We start from the raw sequence: 21,816 nt of genomic DNA on the forward strand, positions 1-21,816 counted from the left end.
CGGTCAGCGGGCTTTTTTGTGGGCGGTGTTCAGACTCTGAAATACCTGACTTGCTCGTACAAGTGCAGTGCCAGTGCATTAGCGGTATCGCACAGCAGGTACAGATGCTGCGCGGGGAGGGCCGGTAGCTCCGTCATTTGCCTCAGCCCTTCGCCCATGCGGCTTTCCTCCATCAGGCCCACGGCCACGCCGCTGCGCACGCATGCCTCTACCGCCCATGAGTTGGGGCTTTCCAGCAGTACGCGATGGTAAACCCCGTGATCTTTCAGCGCCTGTAACGCTGCCGCTCGATAAGGGCAACCCGCGATGGGCACGGTAACGGGCAATGGCACATTCGGCGGCGAGCTGAAACCCTCGGCCGCCACCCACAGCGGTTGCACGGGCCCCAGGCGTTCACCTTGGGCCAGGGGGAGTGGGCTGACGGTGAGCGTCAGGTCCAGCTGGTTGGCGATGAATAAACCCAGCAATTCCCCGCTGGTGCGCGCTTCGATTTCCAGCTCCAGCAGGGGGTTGTCAGCGATCAGTCGCGGCACAAACTCCTGTATGAAGGCGGGCGCATAGGTATCTGGCACGCCCAGGCGGATCTTGCCTTGCATGCGTTGGGGCATCAGTGAGATCAGCAAACGGTCATGGCTTTTCAGAAACTCGGTGGTTTCCCCCAGCAGTTTCTGGCCATAGAGGGTCAACTCCACGCCCTGGTTGCTGCGGCTGAACAGACGCTGGCCGATCTGCTCCTCCAGCTTCTGGATCTGCGTGGTCACGGTGGAGGCGCTGCGGTGCACATGCTCGGCCGCCTCGTTGAAGCGCCGAAAGCGTGCCACCGCATGGAAGGTGCGCAACAGTTCGATGTTCAGTTGTTTAGCCATGATTCCATTTGTTCGGATTGGTTGTTCCGGTTATTCAAATATACAGAAGCATGCGCGGCCCTTAGCCTTTAAGTCGATCACAGCGACGGGAGGCTATATGAAGCGATCTACCTTGGGGCTGTTGCAGGCGCTGTTTGTGCTGTCTTGGAGTTCAGGCTTTATCGGCGCCAAGTTGGGGACTCAGGGTGGAGATGCGTTCAACCTGCTTTTCTGGCGTTTTCTGTTGGTTTCGCTATGTCTGGCGCTGTTTTTGAACAGGCGGTTGCTGAGGGTTTCCTGGCAGCAGATCCGCCATCACGCGGTCGTTGGTTTCCTGTCGCAATTTCTCTATTTGAGCTGCGTCTATGTGGCTATCCAGAACGGTCTGCCGCCCGGCATCGCGGCGATCATTGCGGCGTTGCAGCCGTTGATGACGGCGGCATTGTCGACGGGCATGGCATTCGAGCGCAGTGGCGGCTGGCAGTGGGTGGGCTTGATGATCGGCTTTGTCGGTGTGTCGATTGTAATTGCCGGGCAGTATGGCGGTGGAGGGCAGGGTGTCGGGCTGGTCATGTATCTGCTGCCTCTGGTGTCGGCACTTGGGTTAACGCTGGCGACCTTGTACGAGCGTCGCTCGGTGCAGGCCCAGGACAGCGGGTTGGTGTTGCCGCTGTTTATCCAGTCGCTGTTGACCTTGATAGGTTTTACCGCGGCCGTGATCTACACCGACACCCTGAGCATTCCCCATGACACCAACGTACTGATCTCGATTGTGTGGCTGACCGTGTTCTCCACTTTCCTCGCCTACTTGAGCTTGTGGATGCTGCTGCGGGTGATGACTGCAACGCATGTAGCAGCGCTGGTGTACCTGGAGCCGCCGGTGACTCTGGTGTGGGCGGCGTTGATGTTTGGCGATGTGATCCATGCATCCACTTACGCGGGCGTTGCCGTCGTCGTGGCGGGGCTGGTACTGGTGCGCCTGAAGCAACCGACTGTCGCCTGTACTTCCTGAGGCTTGCAGGTTCAGCAATCTGACAGACACCGCCTGTTAAAAAGTACCCAGGGCCAAGCAGGAGCGCGGCTGTAACAAGGGGGATTTTTACCAGTGCAGGTGTTGGGCGTTCGCGCCCGAGGGTTTTGTATGTTGCTACGTTATGCAGCATTGGCCGCCGTGGTGGTGGCAGCGTCCGGGTGTGTACAAGAGCGTGTGGTGCATGAGCGCAGGCCGGTGCAACACGAGTATGTTGATATGGTGGCACCCCAGCCGCCACCGGTGCAGGTGATCGAAGTCGAACCGGCGGTACGCGAGGGTTATATCTGGTCACGCGGTTACTGGCGTTGGGAGGGCGGGCGCTACGTGGCGGTGCACGGCCATTGGGAGCCGGTGCGCCAGGGCTATCGTTATGTACACCCGCACTGGGTGCAGCGTAACGATGGCTACCACTGGCAGGTCGGTGGCTGGATACGCTGACCCAACGCTATCTCCCATTGTAGGAGCGAGCTTGCTCGCGAAAAACTCACAGGCACCGCGTGCAACCTGACTGCTCGCGTAATCGTTGACGTTTTTCGCGAGCAAGCTCGCTCCTACACAAACAAAGCGGGCTAGCTGAGCCGTTTCATCCCCGCTGCCTTGGCCGCGTTCAGATCAAAGGTGGCGGTGTACTCGCAGCCCGCCGCATGGCCACAGCGTTCAACCAGGCAGTCGGCAAAGTCGGCTTTGCCTGCGGTGAACTTGCGCAGTGCCTGCCAGATGATATCGGCGTGCTCGACGGTCAGCTCCCGTGTGTGCAACAAGGTTTCCAGCACCATTACCACGTCGCCTTTGGCCGACTGGTAGCAGGACTGCAACACCCACACCAACTCCGTAAGCGTCACCAGGCTGACAAAGCCTGGCGAGGCGGCGGTGAGCGATTCGATCAGTTGGGATGCTTTAGCGGATTGAACCGGGTCGTCCTGGGTCACATAACGCACCAGTACGTTGGTATCCAGGCCGATCATCCAGCTGTTGCTCCCTGGGCCGCGATGGCGCGGTTCATGTCTTCGATAGACACGGCATGGGCGGGCTTGCGGATCAAACCCTTGAGATCCTTGACGGTTTTGCTCGCGGCAATCATGGAAAACTTGCCGTCTTCCATTTCAACGAATTCCACCCGGTCGCCTGTTTCCAGGCCCAGGGCCGTTCTGACCTGGACAGGGATGGTGATTTGCCCTTTTGAAGTGAGTGTAGCGGTGGCCATAGTGAAGATCTCCATCGTGATATTCCTTACCTTAGGGTAAGGAATGACGGAGGACAATATCCGTTGGTCCATAGATCGCTCGCTGAGGTGGATGAGTTGGAAGGACTAGTAAAACCCTAGTCCGAACACTCGCACCTCACACGCCGAGCCATGCCCCAAACAGATACAAACTATGACCGACCACCGCTAGCTCATTGCACCACGCGGTAGCACGGTACATAGGCCGCGCCGCCTGGCAACTTCATGCGGTGCTGGGCCACGAATGCCTTCAGCAGCTCATCCAGCGGTTTCATGATGGCCGGGTCACCGTGAATCTCATACGGGCCGTTTTCTTCGATCAGGCGAATGCCCTTGTCCTTGACGTTACCCGCCACAATCCCGGAGAACGCCCGGCGCAGGTTGGCCGCCAGTTCATGGGCCGGCAGCGCGTGGTTGAGTTGCAGGCTGGCCATGTTTTCGTGGGTGGGGTCGAACGGGCGCTGGAAGCCTTCGTCGATCTTCAGCAGCCAGTTGAAGTGGAACGCGTCGTTACGCTCGCGGCGGAATTGCTTCACCGCCTTGAGGCCAGTGGTCATCTGGCGGGCCACTTCAGCCGGGTCGTCGATGATGATCTGGTAATGCTTCTGCGCCGCTTCGCCCAGGGTGGCGCCGACGAACGCGTGCAATTGTTCCAGGTAAGGCGCGGCATGTTTGGGCCCGGTGAGTACCACCGGGAACGGCAGGTCGCGGTTGTCCGGGTGCATGAGGATGCCCAGCAGGTACAGGAACTCCTCGGCCGTGCCGGCGCCGCCGGGGAAGATGATGATGCCGTGGCCGACACGCACGAAGGCTTCCAGGCGTTTTTCGATGTCCGGCAAAATCACCAGCTCGTTGACGATGGGGTTCGGCGCTTCGGCGGCGATGATGCCCGGCTCGGTCAAGCCCAGGTAACGGCCATTGGTGATGCGTTGCTTGGCGTGGGAAATGGTCGCGCCTTTCATCGGGCCTTTCATCACGCCGGGGCCGCAACCGGTGCACACGTCGAGGCTGCGCAGGCCCAGTTCGTGCCCGACTTTCGTGGTGTATTTGTATTCTTCGGTGTTGATCGAATGGCCGCCCCAGCACACCACGATCTTTGGCTCGACACCCGGGCGCAGCGTACGGGCGTTGCGCAGCAGGTGGAACACGTAGTCGGTGATGCCCTGGGAGTTGCTCAGGTCGATACGCTGGCTGTCCAGCTCGTTCTCGGTGTAGACGATATCGCGCAGGGCGCTGAACAGCATCTCGCGGGTACTGGCGATCATTTCGCCATCGACGAAGGCATCGGCCGGGGCGTTGAGCAGTTCCAGGCGTACGCCACGGTCCTGCTGGTGAATACGCACTTCAAAGTCTTTGTAGGCGTCGAGGATGGTCTTGGCGTTGTCGATATGCGCGCCGGTGTTGAGAATCGCCAGGGCGCATTGGCGGAACAGGGTGTAGATGCTGCCGGTACCGGCTTCGCTCAGTTGCTGCACTTCACGTTGGGACAGGGTTTCGAGGCTGCCCTTGGGGCTGACGGAGGCATTGATGACTTGACGTTGGGGCATTCTGATTCCTTGAAAGCACAGCCACCGCGCCCGCTTGGGGGGCGATGGCTTGAGAAAGGTGAGCGCCAATTAAGGTCGCACGAGACGTTTATTTACCTCAGGCGCAAGGCCCAGCGCAAATGCCGTCCAACACCATCATGCCGTAGAACTTACTGAATCAGCTTCCAGTTTTTGTAGAAAACCCGACGCAGGGTAAAGACCAGGCCGGCAAACCCTGCGATCACGGCGTTGAGCACCGAGGGCAGCAGGGTCGGGCGCACAATATCAATGAACAGGCAGTAGCGTTTGGCGTCGTTTTTGTTGAAGGACGCGTGCATCAGCGTGTCATCGAAGATAAACAGCGGGTCGTCGTGCCAGTAGTGCTTGTGCTTGCCCACCTGGATATACACGCCCTCATGGTGCGGGGCCGGGGCCATGTTGTAGAGCACACGGAACATCATGCGCAGGGGGCCGAAGTGGAACGACGTCGAGCGGTTCTCGTTGAACACCGAGACGCCGATGGTTTTTACGAACGGCAGTTTCTTGCGCAGTTGCGGGATATCCAATGTGGTTTCGATCGGGCGACCGTACCACTGGAAAAACAACATGCCGCGTTTCTTCTCGGCCATGCGCTCGTCCAGGTAGCTGATGATTTCATCCTTGCGGGCCATGGCGTCGTCGATCACCTGTTGCAGGTCTTCGCGCCAGGCCGGTGGCAGGTCGTTCAGGGTGTAGACATGCCGGTTGCGGCTGCTGAGCAGGTCGAGCAGGGTGTTGAACGGTGCCAGCACCCAGGTATTACGGCCGTTGCCGATGAAATACTTCTTGATGGTGTCGCGGTCGTACAGGCCGTTACGCAGGAAGTCATAAACGCCGCAGCACACCACCAACAGCAGAAACACCAGGCAACTGCGCGGAAAACAATAGATCAACAGCAGAACGCCGAGCACCCACGCCAGGGACACCAGCTTTTTGCCGACAGCATTTTTGCTCATGAAACGAGGCTCCAAAGCCGAAATATATTGAAACAATATCGTCATCATAGGGGTTTATGAGGCTCGCAGGCGTTTTTTAATAGGGTGAAATTGTGAAGCCGCTGCACAATTTGTAACCGTCGCCGTGCAGGCTCTGACGTTTTGTGGATTGAATTTTGAGAACAGAAGATTTGCGACTATCGTGACGCTTCGGTTTTTCAGGCGTCATAGACCGGTACGATTGAAGTTGAATGGCCACTATTGGCCTTCGGCACCTTGGAAGAGGCAGAAATTTTTATGATCATCAAACCGCGGGTTCGTGGCTTTATCTGTGTGACCGCTCACCCTGTTGGCTGTGAAGCGAACGTCAAAGAGCAGATCGACTACGTAACCAAAAACGGCGTCATCGAAGGCGGCCCTAAAAAGGTATTGGTCCTCGGTGCCTCCACCGGCTACGGCCTGGCCGCGCGCATCAGTGCTGCGTTTGGCTGCGGCGCCGACACCCTGGGCGTGTTTTTTGAGAAAGAAGGCGAAGAAGGCAAGCTGAGCTCCGCCGGCTGGTACAACAGCGCGGCGTTCGAGAAGTTTGCCGTGGAAAAAGGCCTGTACGCCAAGAGCATCAACGGCGACGCGTTCTCCGACGAGATCAAGCGCCTGACCATCGAGACCATCAAGAAAGACCTGGGCAAGATCGACCTGGTGGTCTACAGCCTGGCCGCGCCACGCCGTACCGACCCGCAAGGCGTGGTGCACACCTCCACCCTCAAGCCAATCGGCAAGGCCGTGACCCTGCGCGGGATCAACACCGACAAGGGCGTGGTGGTCGACACCACGCTTGAGCCTGCAACCCAGGAAGAAATCGACGGTACCGTGAAGGTCATGGGCGGCGAAGACTGGCAGCTGTGGATCGACGCCCTGCGTGACGCCGATGTATTGGCCGAAGGCGCCAAGACCACCGCGTTCACCTACTTGGGTGAGAAGCTGACCCAGGACATCTACTGGAACGGCTCCATCGGCGAAGCCAAGAAAGACCTGGACAAGAAAGTTTTGACCCTGCGCGAAAACCTCGCTGCGCTCAAGGGCGACGCCCGCGTATCGGTACTCAAGGCCGTGGTCACCCAGGCCAGCTCGGCGATCCCGATCATGCCGCTGTACCTGTCGCTGCTGTTCAAGGTGATGAAAGAGCAGGGCACCCACGAAGGCTGCATCGAGCAGGTCTATGGCCTGTTCAAGGACAGCCTGTACGGCAGCCAGCCGAAGCTCGACGCCGATGGCCGCCTGCGTGCCGACCTGGCCGAGCTGGAACCGAAGGTCCAGGACGCCGTGGCCGCACTGTGGAACCAGGTGACCGACGACAACGTCAACGAGATCAGCGATTTTGCCGGTTACAAGGCTGAGTTCCTGCGCTTGTTCGGCTTTGAAGTCGACGGCGTGGATTACGACGCGGATGTGAACCCGACCGTCAAAATCAACGGCCTGATCCAGGCTTAAAACCATCGCCTTCTTGTAGGAGCGAGCTTGCTCGCGAAAAACGTCAACGATACCGCGTGCTTGCTGAATGAACGCGGCGCCTTTGAGTCTTTCGCGAGCAAGCTCGCTCCTACACTGGCTTGCGCTGCGTTTTTTTCAGACACTTCTTACGCCCCGGCGCGCGCCTCCCTCTTGTAGATCTGTCAGACTCCAGCAGCTATCAAGCCACGCTAACGGAGGATCTGATGACGATTCGTGCAGTAGTTTTTGATTTCGGCGGTGTCCTGTTCGACTGGAGCCCGCAGCACCTGTACCGCAAGCTGATTGCCGACGACGTCGAGCGTCAGTGGTTCCTCGACACCATCTGCACCCAGGACTGGAACACCGAGCAAGATGCCGGTCGCTCCCTGGCTGAAGCCACCCGCACCCTGGTTGCCCAATACCCCGAACACAAGACCCTGATCCAGGCTTATTACGAGCGCTGGCCCGAAATGCTGCGTGCTGCATTACCTGAGGGCGTGGCGATTCTCGAAGCGTTGCACCAAGTTGAGATGCCGCTGTTCGGGCTTACCAACTGGTCAGCTGAAACCTTCCCTTACGCCCAGGCCAACTACCCGTTCCTGACGCGTTTTCGCAATATTCTGGTGTCCGGCAAGGTGAAGTTGATCAAGCCTGACCCGGCGATCTACCACGCCAGCCTCAGTCAGGTGCGTGAACACTTGCCAGACATCCAGGCCAGTGAAGTGGTGTTCATCGACGACGTCGCCGGCAACATCGACGCCGCCATCGCATTGGGTTGGCAGGGCATTCACCACGTATCGGCCGAGCGCACCGCCGCGCGTTTGCGTGAGCTGGGCGTAGCGTTCTAGCGCGCCCATTTCTCCATCACAAAGTCGACGAACGCCCGCAGCTTGGGCAGGCGGTAGCGGTCCTGGCGGTACATCAGGTGCATCGGGCGGCTGGGCAGTTTATAGGAGGTCAGCAAGGCCACCAGCTTGCCGCTCTCCAGGTCCGGTTGCACCAGGGCATCGGCCAGCATGCTGATGCCCATGCCGTTGATGGCGGCCTGGCGCAGGCCTTGGGAGCTGTTGATGGTCAATGAGCCAGACACCGGCACCTGCACTTCACCCTCATCGTCACTCATGCGCCAGAGTTTATCGGTGTCGCGCCAGTTGTCGTTGGCGGGGTAGGCGAATGCCAGGCAGTCATGCTGCTGCAGGTCGTCCGGGGTTTGCGGTGTGCCGCGCCGCGCCAGGTAGGCAGGGGAGGCGCAAAGGCTGAGGGTGTAGGCCTGCAGGGGCCGGGCGATCAGGCTGGAGCTTTCCAGTTCGCCGAGACGGATCGCCACGTCAAAACCGCTGTCGACCAGGTCCATGCGTTCATTGCTCATCACCACGTACAGGTCGATAAGGGGGTAGCGCTGGGCGAACTCACTCAAGGCCGGCACCAGGCGTTCAGTGCCGAACACAGGCGGCGCGGTGATGCGCAGGCTGCCTTTGGGGGTTTCGCTGTGGACCTGCTCGGCCAGCAGCTCCGAGTCGGCCACCAGCCCCAGCACTTCCAGGCAGCGCTGATAATACTGGCCACCAAATTCGGTGAGGTTCTGTTTGCGCGTGGTGCGTTTGAGCAGGCTGACGCCAAGCCGTTGCTCCAGTGCTCGCAGATGGTTGCCCACCATGGTGGTCGAGATCCCGCATTCCTGCGCGGCGGCGGTCATGCTGCCGGTTTCGACGACTTTCACGTACACCGACATTGCCTGGAATAGATCCATTATCAAGCCCTGATTTAAAGTTATTGCAGCAATTCTGCGTTTATCCAGCGAGGGTGGTTAACCATACTGGATCCACCCCAACGATGCACTGGAGCCGCCACCATGACCGCCGCCTGCCTGATGAGCACTTATCAACCCCTGGACTTAAGCTTCACCCGCGGCCTGGGCACGCGCCTATGGGACCAACAGGGCCGCGAATACCTGGACGCCGTGGCCGGCGTGGCGGTGACCAATGTCGGCCATTCCCACCCCAGGTTAGTGGCCGCCATCAGCGAACAGGCCGGCTTGCTGCTGCACACCTCCAACCTCTACAGCATCGACTGGCAACAACAATTGGCCCGGCGCCTGGCCCAACTGTCCGGGCTGGACCGGGCGTTCTTCAACAATTCCGGCGCTGAAGCCAACGAGACGGCGCTGAAACTGGCGCGCTTGCACGGCTGGAAAAAAGGCATCGAACAGCCGTTGGTGGTGGTGATGGAGAACGCCTTTCACGGCCGCACACTGGGCACCATGGCCGCCAGCGACGGGCCGTCGGTGCGCCTGGGGTTCCAGCGCCTGCCCGGCGATTTCATCAAGGTTGGCTTTGGCGACATGGCGGCTCTGGAGGCGCTCACCGCACAGTTCGGCACGCGCATTGCGGCGGTGTTGCTTGAACCGATCCAAGGCGAAAGTGGCGTGTTGGTGGCGCCGTCGGGGTATCTGAAAGCCCTGCGCGAGCACTGCACGCGCCACGGCTGGCTGATGATGCTCGACGAAATCCAGACCGGCATCGGGCGCACCGGCACCTGGTTTGCCTTCCAGCACGAAGGCATCGTGCCGGACGTGATGACCCTGGCCAAAGGCCTCGGCAATGGCGTGCCCATCGGCGCCTGCCTGGCCCGCGCCGCCGTCGCGCAGCTGTTCACCCCCGGCAGCCATGGCAGTACCTTTGGCGGCAACCCGCTGGCGTGTCGCGTCGGGTGTACGGTGCTGGAGATTATCCAGGAGCAAGGCTTGCTCGAAAATGCCGCACGCCAGGGCGAACACTTGCTGGCGCGCTTGCGCATGGAGTTGGAGGATCACCCGCAGGTGCGGGCGATTCGTGGCAAGGGCCTGATGATCGGGATTGAACTGGCCAGCCCTTACCGCGACCTGGCCCAACGGGCGGCGCAGGAGCATGGGCTGTTGATCAACGTCACGCGGGGCAAGATCATTCGCCTGTTGCCGCCGTTGACGCTGGAGCGCAAGGAAGTGGAGATGATCGTAAGGGCTATCACCCGCCTCCTGGATTGAAAAAAGTGTGGAAGGGGGCGATGCTCGTTCCCACGCTCTGCGTGGTAACGCCTCCCGTGACGCTCTGCGTCACGCCTTAAGAGCGGACGCGGAGCGTCCAGGGCCAGCATTCCCACGCAGAGCGTGGGAACGATCAGCAGCGTGGGAACGATCAGGGGGAGGGGCCATTCAGCCATTCCTGGTTCATGGTCTGCGTATCGCCCAAGTACTCCAACAACCACGCCATGGCTGGCGACAGCTTGTTCTGCGCCCACGCCACACACGACGGGCTGGCCGGAAATGGCCGGCTCAACTGCAGCGCTACTAACTCCCCGCGCTCGATCCATGGCAACACTTGATGGGCCGGTGCCATCCCCACACACAAGCCATCGCGCAGGCAATCCAGGGCCGACGCCCAGTTGGGCACCACCAGGCGGCGCTGATTATCCAGGGTCCAGGTGTCGCGCTTGGGCAGGTTGCGGGAGGTGTCGGTCATGCACAGCGAGGCAAAGGGGCGCAGTTGGTCATCACTGAGCAAACCTTGCACCGCCGCCAGCGGGTGCCGGGCGCTGACTACGCACAGCCAGTTCAACAGGCCCATGTCGCGAAAGCTGAAGTGGCTGGCCACCGGCACCGCGCTGGTGGCGCCGATCACGATGTCGGTGCGTTCATCCGCCAGTGCATCCCAGACGCCGTTGTACACCTCGTATTCGAGCAGCAATTCCACTTCGGGAAACTGCCGATAAAAGTCGAGCACCAACTGCCGGCAGCGCTGAGGTTTGACGATGGAGTCCACGGCCACCTTCAACTGGCCGCTCCAGCCATTGGCCACCTGTTGGCACAGGCGCCGGGTGCCGAGCATTTTTTTCATCACGCCGCGGGCCTCGTCGATGAACAAACGGCCGGCGGGGGTCAGTTCCACGTCGCGATGCCGGCGTACAAACAACGGCACGGCCAGCCATTCTTCGAGTTGGCGCACCGTGTAGCTGATGGCCGACGGTACGCGGTGCAGTTCCTGGGCGGCGGCGCTGAAGCTGCCGTGACGGGCGACGGCGTCGACCACATCCAGGGAATATTCTGACCACATGCGCGTTGCCTTCAAAATTATTGATGAGAGTGTCCAATTATTATCGCTTCACACAGATATTGTCAGCTTCATAATGGGCGCCAGTCAGCAAATAGTTTGATGGCAGTCTCTACAAGGCTTCGATGAAAAATTCTTTTGGTTTTACCTGGTATCTGGCGGGGCTGAGCATGCTCGGTTATCTGGCCATGGACATGTACTTGCCGGCGTTTGGCGCCATGGGCGAGCAGTTGAACATCGGTGCTGGCGCGGTGGGCGCCAGCTTGAGCATTTTCCTTGCCGGCTTTGCGGTGGGGCAGTTGCTGTGGGGGCCGCTCTCGGACCGCCTGGGGCGCAAGCCCATCCTACTCGCCGGCCTGAGCCTGTTTGTGCTCGGTTGCCTGGGCATGTTCTGGGTCGAGACCGCGCCGCAGCTGCTGGCCCTGCGCTTTATGCAGGCGATTGGCGTGTGTGCCGCCGCCGTCAGCTGGCAGGCGCTGGTGATTGACCGCTACCCGGCCGACAAGGCCCACCGCGTTTTTGCCAGCATCATGCCGTTGATGTCGCTGTCGCCGGCCCTGGCACCGCTGTTGGGCGCCATGGTGCTGAATCACTTTGGCTGGCAGGCGATCTTCGGCGTGTTGCTGGTGGTGTCGTTGTTGCTGCTGGTGCCGACCTTGTTCCTGCGCAACATGCCCAAGCGTCTGGAGCACAAGGGCAGCCCGGTGCGCCTGGGCTATGGGCAATTGCTCACCTCGCGGGTGTTTACCGGCAATGTGATGATCTTCGCCGCCTGTTCGGCCAGCTTCTTCGCTTGGCTGACGGCCTCGCCGTTCATCCTCGGCGGCATGGGCTACAGCCCGAATGACATCGGCCTCAGCTATGTATTGCCGACCCTGGCGTTTCTCGTCGGCGGCTACAGTTGCCGCAGCGCCTTGCAGCGCCTGCCGGGCAAGACCCTGCTGCCGTGGTTGCTGGTCGCCTATTGCTTGAGCATGGTGGCGTTGTACCTGGTGGCCACCTTGAGCGTGCCGACCCTGACCACCTTGTTGATCCCGTTCTGCCTGATGGCGCTGTGCAACGGCGCCAGCTACCCGATTGTGGTGGCGAATGCGCTGATGCCCTTTGCGCAAAACTCCGGCAAGGCGGCGGCCCTGCAAAATACCCTGCAGTTGGGCCTGTGCTTCCTGGCCAGCCTGTTGGTGTCGTCGATGATCGAGCAGCCGCTGTTGATCACAGTGATTGTGATGCTGGCGACCGCGCCGCTGGCGGTGTTGGGGTATTGGCTGGCACGGTCGAAGGGCAATGCTTCCGAACTGGCCAACGCCTGAGCTGACAAGCCGATCAAAATGTGGGAGCTGGCTTGCCTGCGATAGCGGTGTATCAGTGCCAGATGGGCTAACTGACAGACCGCTATCGCAGGCAAGCCAGCTCCCACAGTTTTTTGCGTTTCTTCAGTTAGAACGTGACTTCCATGTTCAGCGTCGGTGTTGAGGTGCGACTGCCACGGCCGCCGTCCACGCCGAACTTGTTATGCCAGTACTCATAGCCCACTCCTAGATACAGGTTCGGCTTGACGCTTTTACCCGGTCGCACTGCCACCATCAGCGCTGTACGCATCAGCGCTTCCGGTGCGGTATCGCGGCCATGGTAGTCCTCGCCTTTTTCCCCGACGTAATTGATAAACCCCTGAAATTTCGCTGCATGGTTGCCAACCTCGAACGGTCGCATCCACGTCAGATTGAGCATGTAGGTGTCGTCGAAGGTGTGGTTCGACTCCTGCGCGCCGGGGATGCCGGTGTGGTTCTTTTCCTTGTAGTACATCAGGCTCAGGTCCAGCACGCCGACGGTGTTGAACTTCAACGTGGGCCCGATCACCAGGGCGCGCTTCTTGGCGGAAGCGAAGTTGTTGTTGCGGTTGGCGTCGAAGCCCAAGGTCAGCGCGTAATCCTTGATCAGGCCCGTGCCCTGCGGCAGGTCGAACACGCGTGAGGCATACAGCTGATGCCGGTACACGGCGTACACCTCGCTGCCACCGTGGTCGGTGCCCTTGCGCGGGTCGCTGCTGTCGGACAGGAACACATCGAGGTTGAGGAAATTGCTGCCGTAACGGTAGCCGCTGGCGTGGGTAAAGCTGTAGATGCGCTTGCTGAAGTCGTCGGGGTTGTTTGGGTTGGTGAAGTGCTGCCCGTAGCGAAACCCGACGCTGTTGTTCATCCATTCCATCGCGACAGCCTCCCCGCCGCCGAGAAGGGTTAATGCGACGGTGGCGCCCTGTAATGCCTTTTTCATTCTTTTTGTCCTTTGGCGTTCTGGCTCGTGACGGCCGGATTGTTTTTGTAACGCCGTTGGAGGGTATCTTGTTCGATTGATTGTATACAACTCTATGGACATACAGTCTGAACATTGCATACAGTGAGCGCACAACAAAAACAGAGAACCCCTCACCATGACTATCCCGAAGGCGTCACCGCAGCGGCCCGAAGATGAAAATCTGGGCGTCGCCGCCAACATGGCTTACGGCCTGCAGCATGTGCTCACCATGTATGGCGGCATCGTCGCTGTGCCGTTGATCGTCGGCCAGGCCGCCGGGTTGTCGCCGGCGGATATCGGCCTGCTGATTGCTGCATCGCTGTTTGCCGGTGGCCTGGCCACGCTGTTGCAAACCCTGGGCCTGCCGTTCTTCGGCTGTCAGTTGCCGCTTGTGCAGGGCGTGTCGTTCGCGGGTGTGGCGACCATGGTGGCGATTGTCGGCAGCGACGGTGCCGGTGGCGTGCCAGCGATTCTCGGCGCGGTGATGGCCGCGTCCTTTATCGGTTTGTTGATCACCCCGGTGTTCTCAAGGATCACCAAGTTTTTCCCGCCGCTGGTGACGGGCATTGTGATTACCACCATCGGCCTGACCCTGATGCCCGTGGCGGCGCGCTGGGCCATGGGCGGCAATAGCCGGGCGGCGGATTTTGGCAGCATGTCCAACGTCGGCCTGGCCGCGCTGACCCTGGTGCTGGTGCTGCTGCTGAGCAAGATCGGCAGCGCAACCATCTCTCGCTTGTCGATCCTGTTGGCCATGGTGATCGGCACGGTGATCGCGGTGCTGCTCGGCATGGCGGATTTCTCTGGTGTGATGCAGGGGCCGATGTTCGGTTTCCCCACGCCATTTCACTTCGGCATGCCCACCTTCCACGTAGCGGCGATTATCTCCATGTGCATCGTGGTAATGGTGACGCTGGTGGAAACCTCGGCGGACATCCTGGCGGTGGGCGAGATCATCGACACCAAGGTCGACTCCAAGCGCCTGGGCAACGGCCTGCGTGCCGACATGTTGTCGAGCATGTTCGCGCCGATCTTCGGTTCGTTTACCCAGAGCGCATTCGCCCAGAACGTCGGCCTGGTGGCGGTGACCGGGGTCAAGAGCCGGTTTGTGGTGGCCACTGGCGGGGTGTTCCTGGTGGTGCTCGGCCTGTTGCCATTCATGGGCCGGGTGATCGCGGCCGTGCCCACCTCCGTGTTGGGTGGCGCCGGGATTGTGTTGTTCGGCACGGTGGCGGCCAGCGGGATTCGCACGCTGTCCAAGGTGGATTACCGCAACAACATGAACCTGATCATCGTTGCCACGTCCATCGGCTTCGGCATGATCCCTATCGCCGCGCCGAGCTTCTACGATCAGTTTCCAAGCTGGTTCGCGACCATCTTCCATTCGGGCATCAGCTCGTCGGCGATCATGGCTATCCTGCTGAACCTGGCGTTCAACCACTTCACCGCCGGCAACTCGGACCAGCAGTCAGTGTTCGTGGCAGGGACTGAGCGCAGCTTGTGCTTTCGCGACGTGGCCGCGTTGCGCGATGGGGATTACTACCGGGGCGGGAAGTTGTTTGATGCAGAGGGCAAGGAAATTCCGCTGGTAGCGGATACTTTCAGGAAAACATCCAAGCCTGAGACCAGCGAGGTTTAGCGAGCGCCGCCGTATACCCTGTGGGAGCTGGCTTGCCTGCGATAGCGATGGTGAATTCACCGGTGCTATCGCAGGCAAGCCAGCTCCCACAGGGATTCAGCCGGCCTTGAGGGCTTTGTGCGGCAACGAACACGCCTCATCCAGAAACTTCACCACTGTCCCCATGCACGCCTGGCGTTCTTCCACGTGGGGCATGTGGCTGGAGTCTTCAAACAGTGCCCAGCGCACGTTCTCTATCTCATCCAGGAACGGCTTGACCACCAACGGTGTGGCTTCGTCGTGCCGGCCGGAAATCACCAGGGTTGGCACCTTGATGGCTGACAGGCGGCCAATCACGTTCCAGTCCTTCAAGCTACCGATCACGTGGAATTCCGTCGGGCCGCTCATGGCGTGGTACACCGTCGGGTCGGCATCCACCTGGGCGAAGGTGCGCGCCACTTCTTCGGGCCACGGGTTGACCCGGCACACGTGCTGGTCATAGAAAATCCGTGAGGCCGCCAGGTATTCCGGGTCTTGGTAGGTGCCGGCCTGCTCGTGCTTGAGCAGGGTTTCGTGCACGCCTTCAGGCAACAGCTTGCGCAGGCGGTTGGCTTCGCTGACCCAGGTGCGCATGCAGGTGGGCGAGTTGGCAGGGATAAACGCGCGCAGGCCCTTGGGTTGCAAGATCGCGTGTTCGCTGCCGAGCATGCCGCCCCAGGATTGCCCGAGGATCGCGTAGTTCTCGCTGATTTGCAGGTGGTCCAGCAGGTTGTTCAACTCGTCGAGGAACAGGCCGATGGTCCAGAACGACGGGGCTTTTTCCGGCAAGTGCGTGGAGCGGCCGTTGCCCAACTGGTCGTAGTGGATGACCGCATGGCCGCTGGCGGCGACGTCCTTGAAGGCGTCGACGTAATCATGGGTGCAGCCCGGGCCGCCATGGATGATCACCAAGGGCGTGCGGCCTGTGCTCAGGTCACCCGTGACGCGATACCAGGTTTGATAGGCGCCAAAGGGCGCGTAGCCTTCGCGAACTTTTTCGATGAATTCCATTTCGTACCCTGCTCTGAAAAAAAGGATCAGGGTTACGATAGTCTGAACAAAAAGTTTAGGTAACTAGCAAAACAGATAGGTTTTTGCCCAAAGCTCAACCTTCCAGCAAGCGGTAATGGGTGGCGCGAACCACTGCCTGAACACGGTTTTTGGCCCCCAGTTTGTGCATGGCCGAGGCCAGGTGCAGGGTGACCACCGCCAGGGAGCGGCTCAACTGCGTGGCGATTTCGGCGGCGGTCAGGCCTTCAGCCGCCCATTTCAGGCATTCGCGCTCGCGCTTGGTCAGGCGAATGTGCGGATAAGCCCGCACCTCCTTGCTGAACAGCGGGTACGCCGCTTCCTGGAGGGCATGGGTAATCAGGCTGAAATCGGCCAGCGTATGTTGGGCGTCCTTCAATACCGTGCGCGCCTTGCCGGTGCGTAAGCCGGTGAGCGAGGCAAAACCGCCCTTGGGCAGATGAATCGGCACGCTGACGCCGCAGGTGAGTTGGCGTTCATGCAGGTAGGAGGAAACGGGGGCGTGGCAGGGGTCGATGATCTTTTGCAGGGCCGTCTCGGTCTTGGCCTCATAGGACCAGACAAACGGTGATACCGAACTCAGTGCCAGGTGTTGCACCGGGTCGATCTGGTAAAACCCTTCGCTGCACCATAAGGCGTGCCAGTCGGCCGGCGTGTTGCGCAGTTGCAACAGCGAGGGGGTGATCAGTGCGCCGTTGAGGTCAATGGGCACCGGGCTGTAGTCATACACCAGTGCATCGAAGCCCAGTTGTTGGGCAAGGATAAATGCATTGTCCATCTGTTCATCCAGGCTCCTGCCCGGTATGAGGCGATTATTGAAGGCGGTCAGCTTAGCCAGCATCCGTTCTGCTCCCGAATTCATTTGAATCTCGACTTGCTGCAAGTAGAATGCCACGCCCCGGCGAAGGACTGCCAGGCCAAACCTATAAGAAATACTAGGTTATGGACGCACGGCATCCTCGGTAGTGTTGACCTGATAAACGGCCGCTACCCGCCAGGCCGATACAACACAAGGAATGTATGCATGTGGCGTGAAATTGCCCCCGACCAGCAGTACAACGTGCAAGTCGACGGCCATAACCTCGTGGTCTACAGCTTTGGCGAAGGCGATGAGGTGCTGCTGTGTCTCAACGGCGGGCCGGGCCTGCCGTGTGACTATCTGCGCGACGCCCATGGCTGGCTCAAAGCACATAACCTGCGAGTGGTTGCATTCGACCAGCTTGGCACGGGCGCATCAGCCAGACCGACCGATGCCGCACTGTGGGAAATCCGCCGTTATGTCGAAGAAGTCGAGACCGTGCGCCAGGCGCTGGGCCTGGGCCGCGTGCATTTGCTCGGGCATTCCTGGGGCGGTTGGCTGGGCATTGAATATGCCGTGCATTATCCCGGTGCGCTCAAAAGCCTGATCCTGGAAAACACCGTCGGCGACATTCCCCACCTGTCCCAGGAACTGGAGCGCCTGCGCGGCGCCCTGGGCAGCGAAACCGTGGCCATGATGCAACGCCACGAAGCCATGGGCACTCTCGACCATCCGCAGTACCAGGCCGCCATCACCTTGCTCAACTACCGCCACGTATGCCGCCTCGACGAATGGCCGGAGCCGGTCAAGCGGTCCCTGGGCGACTGGAACATGGGACCTTACGAAACCATGCAAGGCCCCAACGAGTTCCTCTATATCGGCAACCTCAAGGACTGGAATCGTCTCAAGGAAATGGCCGAGTTCACGATGCCGATCCTGATCACCACCGGCCAGCACGACGAACTCACCCCCGCCTGTGCGATGCGCATGAAACTTGCAGCACCCCATGCCGAGTTGCATGTGTTCCCCAACAGCAGTCATATGCCGTTTTACGAGGAGCCGCAGGCGTACTTCCCGGTGCTGCTGGACTTTCTCGCTCGCCACCGAGGCTGACGCATGAGCCTGGCGCGCTACCGTTTTGTGTTGTCCCGGCCTCTGCAATTGCTGCCGGTGCTGCTGGGCATCAGCCTGATCACCTTCGTGCTGGTGCGCTCGATTCCCGGCGATCCGGCGCGCGCCTTGCTGGGTTCGCGCAGTACGCCGGATGCACTGCTGAAGATCCGCGCCCAGTTCGGCCTCGACCAGCCCTTGTGGCTGCAATACTTTTACTTCCTGAAAAACCTGCTCAAGGGCGACCTCGGCCAATCGCTGCTGTACAAGGTCGACGCCCTCAAACTGATCGTCACTCGCATCGAGCCCACGCTGGTGCTGGTGCTGGGCAGCGTGGTCCTCGCTTTGTTGATAGCGGTGCCACTGGCAACGATTGCGGCGCGCCAGCAAGGCCGTTGGGCGGACAAGCTGATCCGCGTGTTCACCACGGTCGGCCTGGGCATGCCGGCGTTCTGGCTGGGGTTGATGCTGATCCTGCTGCTCAGCGTGAAATGGGGCTTGTTCCCGGTGTCCGGTTACGGGCGCACCTGGCTGGACAAGGCGCACCATATGCTCTTGCCCTGCCTGACCATCGCCCTGGCTCTGTCGGCGGTGCTGGTGCGCAACCTGCGGGCGAGCATGTTGATGGAGTTGCAGGCAGACCATGTCACTGCTGCCCGAGCGCGCGGGCTGCCTGAAGGCGCAGTGTTTCGCCGGCATGTGCTGCCCAATGCACTGGTGCCGGCGGTCAACCTGCTGGCGGTCAACATCGGTTGGCTGATCAGCGGCACAGTGGTGATCGAAAGCCTGTTCGCGATTCCGGGCATCGGCCAGTTGTTGGTACGCGGCATTTTCACCCGTGACTACATGGTGGTGCAGGGCGTGGCGATGGTGCTGGCCTGTGCCACGGTGGTGGTCAACTTCCTGGCCGACCTGGTGACAGTGGCCCTCGACCCACGGGTGAAGATGCAATGAGCAGTCGTCCCCTGATTGCCCCGTGGCGCTTGCGCCTGCGCTTTGGCTTTCGCAATGGCCGGCTGACCGCCGCATGGGGTTTGTTGATTCTGTTCGCATGGTTGGCCCTGGCACTGTTTGCGCCGTGGGTCGCGCCCTACGACCCTATCGCACAGGACACCAGCATCAGTTTGCTAGCCCCCAGCCTTGCCCATCCGTTGGGTACGGACAATTACGGCCGGGATATCCTCTCGAGAGTGATCTGGGGCGCGCGCATCGACCTGCAACTGGCGGTGATCGGGGTGATCTTCCCGTTCATCATCGGCACCTTTATCGGTGCGGTCTCGGGTTATATCGGCGGGCGTTTCGACAGTGTCTGCATGCGTGTGATCGACGTGGTGCTGGCGTTCCCGTTCCTGGTGTTGATGCTGGCGATCATGGCCATCCTCGGGCCGGGCTTGCAGAGTTTTTACATCGCCATGGCACTGGTGGGTTGGGTGTCGTATGCGCGGCTGATTCGCTCGCAGATCCTGGTGCTCAAGGAAAGCGAGTTTGCCCTGGCCGCCAAAAGCCTGGGCTTTGGCCATGGGCGCATTCTGTTCCGGCATTTGCTGCCCAATGCGCTGTTTGGCTCCATTGTGTTTTCCATGTCCGACGCGGTGCTGGTACTGCTCAACGGCGCCGCCGTCAGTTACCTGGGCCTGGGGGTGCAACCGCCGACCGCCGAATGGGGGACGATGGTGGCCGAGGGGCAAGCCTTTATCACCACCGCCTGGTGGATCTGCACCTTCCCGGGCCTGGCCATCGTGACCTTGGCCATGGGCTTCAGCCTGTTGGCCGATGGTGTTGCTCAGGTATTGGGGGAGCGCTCATGAGCCTGTTGCAGGTGCGCGACCTTAGTGTGATCGCCAACAACGCCGGGCGTGATATTACCTTGGTGGACAGGGTGTCGTTCGACCTGGCCGAAGGTGAAATCCTCGGCCTGGTGGGCGAGAGCGGTTCGGGCAAGACCATGGCTTGTCGTGGCCTGATGCGCCTGTTGCCATCGCCCAATCTGCGCGTGCAGGGCGGCGCGGTGCGGTTGGCCGGCCAGGACCTGCTGGCGCTGGATGATGCCGGTATGCGCGCCGTGCGCGGCGGGCAGTTGGGCATGGTCTTCCAGAACCCCAGCAGCCACCTCGACCCGTTGATGCGCATCGGTGAGCAGATCGCCGAGGGCATCCGCCTGCACCAAGGCGCGTCGAAAAAAGACGCGCGCGTGCAGGCGATCGAGGTATTGCGTCAGGTCGGGATTCCCGACCCCCAGGCGCGGGTCGACAACTACCCCCATGAGTTTTCCGGTGGCATGCGCCAGCGCGCCATGATCGCCGTAGCCCTGGGCTGCAACCCGAAGGTGTTGATCGCCGACGAGCCAACCACCGCCCTGGATGTGACGGTGCAGGCGCAAATCCTGCGGCTGTTGCTCGACCTGCGCGACCAGCGTGGCCTGTCGATCATCATGATCACCCATGACCTGGGCGTGGTGGCGCAAACCTGCGATGCCATCGCCGTGATGTACGCCGGGCGCCTGTGCGAGCACGGCAGCAAATACGAGTTGCTGGCCCAGCCGCAACATCCGTATACCGCAGGCCTGATCGACTGCCAGCCGGCCCACAGCAGCGGACATGCGTTGTTGCGCACCATTGCTGGCCAGCCGCCGTTGCTCGATGCATTGCCCGACGGCTGCCGCTTCCACCCGCGCTGCCCACAGGCCGGCGCCTTGTGTACCGAGTTGCTGCCACAAGGCGCACGCGTGGCTTGTCATTATCCGTTGGGAGGGCGCCCATGAGCCTGTTGCAGATCAAGGATCTGGAGGTGCGCTTTGCCGCGTCCGGCAGCGGCCTGCTGGGCCTCAACCGCCAGTGGGTGAGGGCGGTTAACGGCGTGTCGCTGAACCTCGCCGCTGGGGAAACCCTGGGGTTGGTAGGCGAGTCCGGCAGTGGCAAGAGCACCCTGGGCCGGGCAATTTTGCACCTCAACCCGATCAGCGCCGGGCAAGTGCTGTTCGACGGTATCGACATGGCCCATGGCAGTGCCATCGACATTGCCCGTCTGCGGCATGAAACCGCGATGATTTTCCAGGACCCCTATGCCGCGCTCAGTCCACGGCACAGCATTGGTGAAACCCTCGCCGAGGTACTGCGTGTGCAGCGTAAGGTGGCGGCGCAGCAGATTCCTGATCGTGTGAATGAATTGCTCGAACTGGTCGGCTTGCGTCCTGAGCTGGCTTCACGCAAGCCCGGCTCCCTCAGTGGCGGCCAGTGCCAGCGCGTGGGGATCGCCCGGGCGCTGGCGGTGGAGCCGCGCCTGATCATTGCCGATGAGTGCGTTGCCGCGCTGGATGTGTCGATCCAGGGCCAGATCATCAACCTGCTGCTGGAACTGCAACAGCGTATGAACCTGGCGATCCTGTTTATCGCCCATGACCTGGCCATCGTAAGGCGCCTATGCGACCGCGTGGCGGTGATGTACCTGGGCAAGATCGTCGAGGAGGGCCTGGTGGAAGCGGTGTTCACCACGCCCCGTCACCCGTATACCGCGGCGCTGATCCAGGCCATTCCGGAGATCGATCCGCACCGGCCATTGCCTGCGCAGCCATTGCCCGGTGAGCCGCCCAGCCCGCTGAGTCTGCCGACAGGCTGTGCCTTTCATCCGCGTTGCCGGTATGCGCAAGCCATGTGTTCCACGGTATTGCCCCCCACCCATTTCCTGCACGAGCATCGGTACAGTTGCGTGCTTGAAGACCCTTTGCTTTGACCCTCTGCCATTCATTAACAAGGA

Annotated in this window: 22 protein-coding genes; 12 read left to right on the forward strand and 10 right to left on the reverse strand. The window is 60.8% G+C overall.

Annotated elements, in window-relative coordinates:
- Positions 1-29: 29 nt before the first annotated feature.
- Positions 30-866, reverse strand: coding sequence for a LysR family transcriptional regulator (locus V8689_RS08195; RefSeq protein ID WP_056791821.1), 837 nt, complete (start codon positions 864-866; stop codon positions 30-32).
- Positions 867-963: 97 nt separating this feature from the next.
- Here V8689_RS08195 and V8689_RS08200 point away from each other — a divergent pair, with 97 nt between their 5' ends.
- Positions 964-1,857: a DMT family transporter gene (locus V8689_RS08200; RefSeq protein ID WP_056791823.1), complete on the forward strand. Its 894-nt coding sequence runs from the start codon at positions 964-966 to the stop codon at positions 1,855-1,857.
- Between the two features lie 129 nt (positions 1,858-1,986).
- Positions 1,987-2,316, forward strand: a complete 330-nt coding sequence (locus V8689_RS08205; protein WP_056791825.1) for a YXWGXW repeat-containing protein — start codon at positions 1,987-1,989, stop codon at positions 2,314-2,316.
- Positions 2,317-2,447: 131 nt separating this feature from the next.
- Here V8689_RS08205 and V8689_RS08210 read toward each other — a convergent pair whose 3' ends face one another.
- The 4 genes from V8689_RS08210 to V8689_RS08225 form a co-directional block, all read right to left on the reverse strand.
- Positions 2,448-2,843, reverse strand: a complete 396-nt coding sequence (locus V8689_RS08210; RefSeq protein ID WP_056791826.1) for a PIN domain-containing protein — start codon at positions 2,841-2,843, stop codon at positions 2,448-2,450.
- On the reverse strand, positions 2,840-3,097 hold the full coding sequence (locus V8689_RS08215; RefSeq protein WP_032892812.1) for an AbrB/MazE/SpoVT family DNA-binding domain-containing protein: 258 nt from the start codon (positions 3,095-3,097) through the stop codon (positions 2,840-2,842). The genes V8689_RS08210 and V8689_RS08215 overlap by 4 nt, the downstream gene beginning before the upstream one ends.
- 176 nt (positions 3,098-3,273) lie before the next feature.
- The gene (ppnN, locus tag V8689_RS08220; RefSeq protein ID WP_434520699.1) at positions 3,274-4,647 is read right to left on the reverse strand and encodes a nucleotide 5'-monophosphate nucleosidase PpnN; all 1,374 of its coding nucleotides are present in this window, start codon (positions 4,645-4,647) and stop codon (positions 3,274-3,276) included.
- Positions 4,648-4,796: 149 nt separating this feature from the next.
- Complete coding sequence (locus V8689_RS08225; RefSeq protein WP_056791828.1) at positions 4,797-5,621, reverse strand: aspartyl/asparaginyl beta-hydroxylase domain-containing protein; 825 nt, start codon at positions 5,619-5,621, stop codon at positions 4,797-4,799.
- A 276-nt stretch (positions 5,622-5,897) separates the two neighbouring features.
- On the opposite strand from V8689_RS08225, the gene fabV reads away from it, so the two are divergent.
- Entirely contained in the window at positions 5,898-7,091 is a 1,194-nt protein-coding gene (gene fabV, locus V8689_RS08230) for an enoyl-ACP reductase FabV (protein ID WP_056791899.1), read from the forward strand.
- Between the two features lie 224 nt (positions 7,092-7,315).
- A complete protein-coding gene (locus V8689_RS08235) occupies positions 7,316-7,939 on the forward strand; it encodes an HAD family hydrolase (protein WP_056791830.1) in 624 nt (207 codons plus the stop codon).
- Here V8689_RS08235 and V8689_RS08240 read toward each other — a convergent pair.
- Complete coding sequence (locus V8689_RS08240) at positions 7,936-8,841, reverse strand: LysR family transcriptional regulator (protein WP_056791833.1); 906 nt, start codon at positions 8,839-8,841, stop codon at positions 7,936-7,938. The genes V8689_RS08235 and V8689_RS08240 overlap by 4 nt on opposite strands.
- A gap of 102 nt (positions 8,842-8,943) precedes the next feature.
- Between V8689_RS08240 and V8689_RS08245 the strand changes: the two genes are divergently transcribed.
- The gene (locus V8689_RS08245; RefSeq protein WP_056791834.1) at positions 8,944-10,113 is read left to right on the forward strand and encodes an aspartate aminotransferase family protein; all 1,170 of its coding nucleotides are present in this window, start codon (positions 8,944-8,946) and stop codon (positions 10,111-10,113) included.
- A gap of 151 nt (positions 10,114-10,264) precedes the next feature.
- Here the strand turns inward: V8689_RS08245 and punR are convergent, their stop codons facing one another.
- Positions 10,265-11,179, reverse strand: a complete 915-nt coding sequence (punR, locus tag V8689_RS08250) for a DNA-binding transcriptional activator PunR (RefSeq protein WP_056791836.1) — start codon at positions 11,177-11,179, stop codon at positions 10,265-10,267.
- 122 nt (positions 11,180-11,301) lie between these two features.
- On the opposite strand from punR, the gene punC reads away from it, so the two are divergent.
- Positions 11,302-12,486 carry a purine nucleoside transporter PunC gene (gene punC / locus V8689_RS08255; protein ID WP_056791838.1) on the forward strand — a complete coding sequence of 395 codons (1,185 nt, stop codon included), beginning with the start codon at positions 11,302-11,304 and terminating at the stop codon, positions 12,484-12,486.
- A 127-nt stretch (positions 12,487-12,613) separates the two neighbouring features.
- Here the strand turns inward: punC and V8689_RS08260 are convergent, their stop codons facing one another.
- On the reverse strand, positions 12,614-13,447 hold the full coding sequence (locus tag V8689_RS08260; protein WP_056791840.1) for a nucleoside-binding protein: 834 nt from the start codon (positions 13,445-13,447) through the stop codon (positions 12,614-12,616).
- Between the two features lie 157 nt (positions 13,448-13,604).
- On the opposite strand from V8689_RS08260, the gene V8689_RS08265 reads away from it, so the two are divergent.
- Positions 13,605-15,107 (forward strand): nucleobase:cation symporter-2 family protein, encoded by a 1,503-nt coding sequence (locus tag V8689_RS08265; protein WP_056791842.1) that lies wholly within the window; start codon positions 13,605-13,607, stop codon positions 15,105-15,107.
- A 96-nt stretch (positions 15,108-15,203) separates the two neighbouring features.
- Here V8689_RS08265 and V8689_RS08270 read toward each other — a convergent pair whose 3' ends face one another.
- Both V8689_RS08270 and V8689_RS08275 read right to left on the reverse strand, forming a co-directional pair.
- Positions 15,204-16,136, reverse strand: coding sequence for a proline iminopeptidase-family hydrolase (locus tag V8689_RS08270; RefSeq protein ID WP_056791844.1), 933 nt, complete (start codon positions 16,134-16,136; stop codon positions 15,204-15,206).
- A gap of 94 nt (positions 16,137-16,230) precedes the next feature.
- The gene (locus V8689_RS08275) at positions 16,231-16,995 is read right to left on the reverse strand and encodes a LuxR family transcriptional regulator (RefSeq protein ID WP_056791846.1); all 765 of its coding nucleotides are present in this window, start codon (positions 16,993-16,995) and stop codon (positions 16,231-16,233) included.
- Between the two features lie 183 nt (positions 16,996-17,178).
- On the opposite strand from V8689_RS08275, the gene V8689_RS08280 reads away from it, so the two are divergent.
- From V8689_RS08280 to V8689_RS08300, 5 genes are read left to right on the forward strand one after another with little or no spacing between them, the layout of a single operon-like run.
- Positions 17,179-18,066 carry a proline iminopeptidase-family hydrolase gene (locus tag V8689_RS08280; RefSeq protein ID WP_003189751.1) on the forward strand — a complete coding sequence of 296 codons (888 nt, stop codon included), beginning with the start codon at positions 17,179-17,181 and terminating at the stop codon, positions 18,064-18,066.
- Positions 18,067-18,069: 3 nt separating this feature from the next.
- Positions 18,070-19,017, forward strand: a complete 948-nt coding sequence (locus V8689_RS08285; protein WP_056791847.1) for an ABC transporter permease — start codon at positions 18,070-18,072, stop codon at positions 19,015-19,017.
- The gene (locus V8689_RS08290; protein ID WP_003189754.1) at positions 19,014-19,871 is read left to right on the forward strand and encodes an ABC transporter permease; all 858 of its coding nucleotides are present in this window, start codon (positions 19,014-19,016) and stop codon (positions 19,869-19,871) included. Before V8689_RS08285 ends, V8689_RS08290 begins: the two co-directional genes overlap by 4 nt.
- Positions 19,868-20,824: an ABC transporter ATP-binding protein gene (locus V8689_RS08295; RefSeq protein WP_032892798.1), complete on the forward strand. Its 957-nt coding sequence runs from the start codon at positions 19,868-19,870 to the stop codon at positions 20,822-20,824. Before V8689_RS08290 ends, V8689_RS08295 begins: the two co-directional genes overlap by 4 nt.
- Positions 20,821-21,792 carry an ABC transporter ATP-binding protein gene (locus V8689_RS08300; protein ID WP_056791849.1) on the forward strand — a complete coding sequence of 324 codons (972 nt, stop codon included), beginning with the start codon at positions 20,821-20,823 and terminating at the stop codon, positions 21,790-21,792. The genes V8689_RS08295 and V8689_RS08300 overlap by 4 nt, the downstream gene beginning before the upstream one ends.
- The last annotated feature ends 24 nt before the right edge of the window (positions 21,793-21,816 follow it).

Source organism: Pseudomonas sp. AK181 (assembly GCF_051122975.1).
GTDB classification, from domain to species: domain Bacteria; phylum Pseudomonadota; class Gammaproteobacteria; order Pseudomonadales; family Pseudomonadaceae; genus Aquipseudomonas; species Aquipseudomonas lactis.

Excerpts from the sequence above, each read along its gene's own strand:
- V8689_RS08195 (WP_056791821.1), bottom strand. The coding sequence starts at position 866 with ATGGCTAAACAACTGAACATCGAACTGTTGCGCACCTTCCATGCGGTG.
- V8689_RS08200 (WP_056791823.1), top strand. The coding sequence starts at position 964 with ATGAAGCGATCTACCTTGGGGCTGTTGCAGGCGCTGTTTGTGCTGTCT.
- V8689_RS08205 (WP_056791825.1), top strand. The coding sequence starts at position 1,987 with ATGTTGCTACGTTATGCAGCATTGGCCGCCGTGGTGGTGGCAGCGTCC.
- V8689_RS08210 (WP_056791826.1), bottom strand. The coding sequence starts at position 2,843 with ATGATCGGCCTGGATACCAACGTACTGGTGCGTTATGTGACCCAGGAC.
- V8689_RS08215 (WP_032892812.1), bottom strand. The coding sequence starts at position 3,097 with ATGGAGATCTTCACTATGGCCACCGCTACACTCACTTCAAAAGGGCAA.
- ppnN (WP_434520699.1), bottom strand. The coding sequence starts at position 4,647 with ATGCCCCAACGTCAAGTCATCAATGCCTCCGTCAGCCCCAAGGGCAGC.
- V8689_RS08225 (WP_056791828.1), bottom strand. The coding sequence starts at position 5,621 with ATGAGCAAAAATGCTGTCGGCAAAAAGCTGGTGTCCCTGGCGTGGGTG.
- fabV (WP_056791899.1), top strand. The coding sequence starts at position 5,898 with ATGATCATCAAACCGCGGGTTCGTGGCTTTATCTGTGTGACCGCTCAC.
- V8689_RS08235 (WP_056791830.1), top strand. The coding sequence starts at position 7,316 with ATGACGATTCGTGCAGTAGTTTTTGATTTCGGCGGTGTCCTGTTCGAC.
- V8689_RS08240 (WP_056791833.1), bottom strand. The coding sequence starts at position 8,841 with ATGGATCTATTCCAGGCAATGTCGGTGTACGTGAAAGTCGTCGAAACC.
- V8689_RS08245 (WP_056791834.1), top strand. The coding sequence starts at position 8,944 with ATGACCGCCGCCTGCCTGATGAGCACTTATCAACCCCTGGACTTAAGC.
- punR (WP_056791836.1), bottom strand. The coding sequence starts at position 11,179 with ATGTGGTCAGAATATTCCCTGGATGTGGTCGACGCCGTCGCCCGTCAC.
- punC (WP_056791838.1), top strand. The coding sequence starts at position 11,302 with ATGAAAAATTCTTTTGGTTTTACCTGGTATCTGGCGGGGCTGAGCATG.
- V8689_RS08260 (WP_056791840.1), bottom strand. The coding sequence starts at position 13,447 with ATGAAAAAGGCATTACAGGGCGCCACCGTCGCATTAACCCTTCTCGGC.
- V8689_RS08265 (WP_056791842.1), top strand. The coding sequence starts at position 13,605 with ATGACTATCCCGAAGGCGTCACCGCAGCGGCCCGAAGATGAAAATCTG.
- V8689_RS08270 (WP_056791844.1), bottom strand. The coding sequence starts at position 16,136 with ATGGAATTCATCGAAAAAGTTCGCGAAGGCTACGCGCCCTTTGGCGCC.
- V8689_RS08275 (WP_056791846.1), bottom strand. The coding sequence starts at position 16,995 with ATGCTGGCTAAGCTGACCGCCTTCAATAATCGCCTCATACCGGGCAGG.
- V8689_RS08280 (WP_003189751.1), top strand. The coding sequence starts at position 17,179 with ATGTGGCGTGAAATTGCCCCCGACCAGCAGTACAACGTGCAAGTCGAC.
- V8689_RS08285 (WP_056791847.1), top strand. The coding sequence starts at position 18,070 with ATGAGCCTGGCGCGCTACCGTTTTGTGTTGTCCCGGCCTCTGCAATTG.
- V8689_RS08290 (WP_003189754.1), top strand. The coding sequence starts at position 19,014 with ATGAGCAGTCGTCCCCTGATTGCCCCGTGGCGCTTGCGCCTGCGCTTT.
- V8689_RS08295 (WP_032892798.1), top strand. The coding sequence starts at position 19,868 with ATGAGCCTGTTGCAGGTGCGCGACCTTAGTGTGATCGCCAACAACGCC.
- V8689_RS08300 (WP_056791849.1), top strand. The coding sequence starts at position 20,821 with ATGAGCCTGTTGCAGATCAAGGATCTGGAGGTGCGCTTTGCCGCGTCC.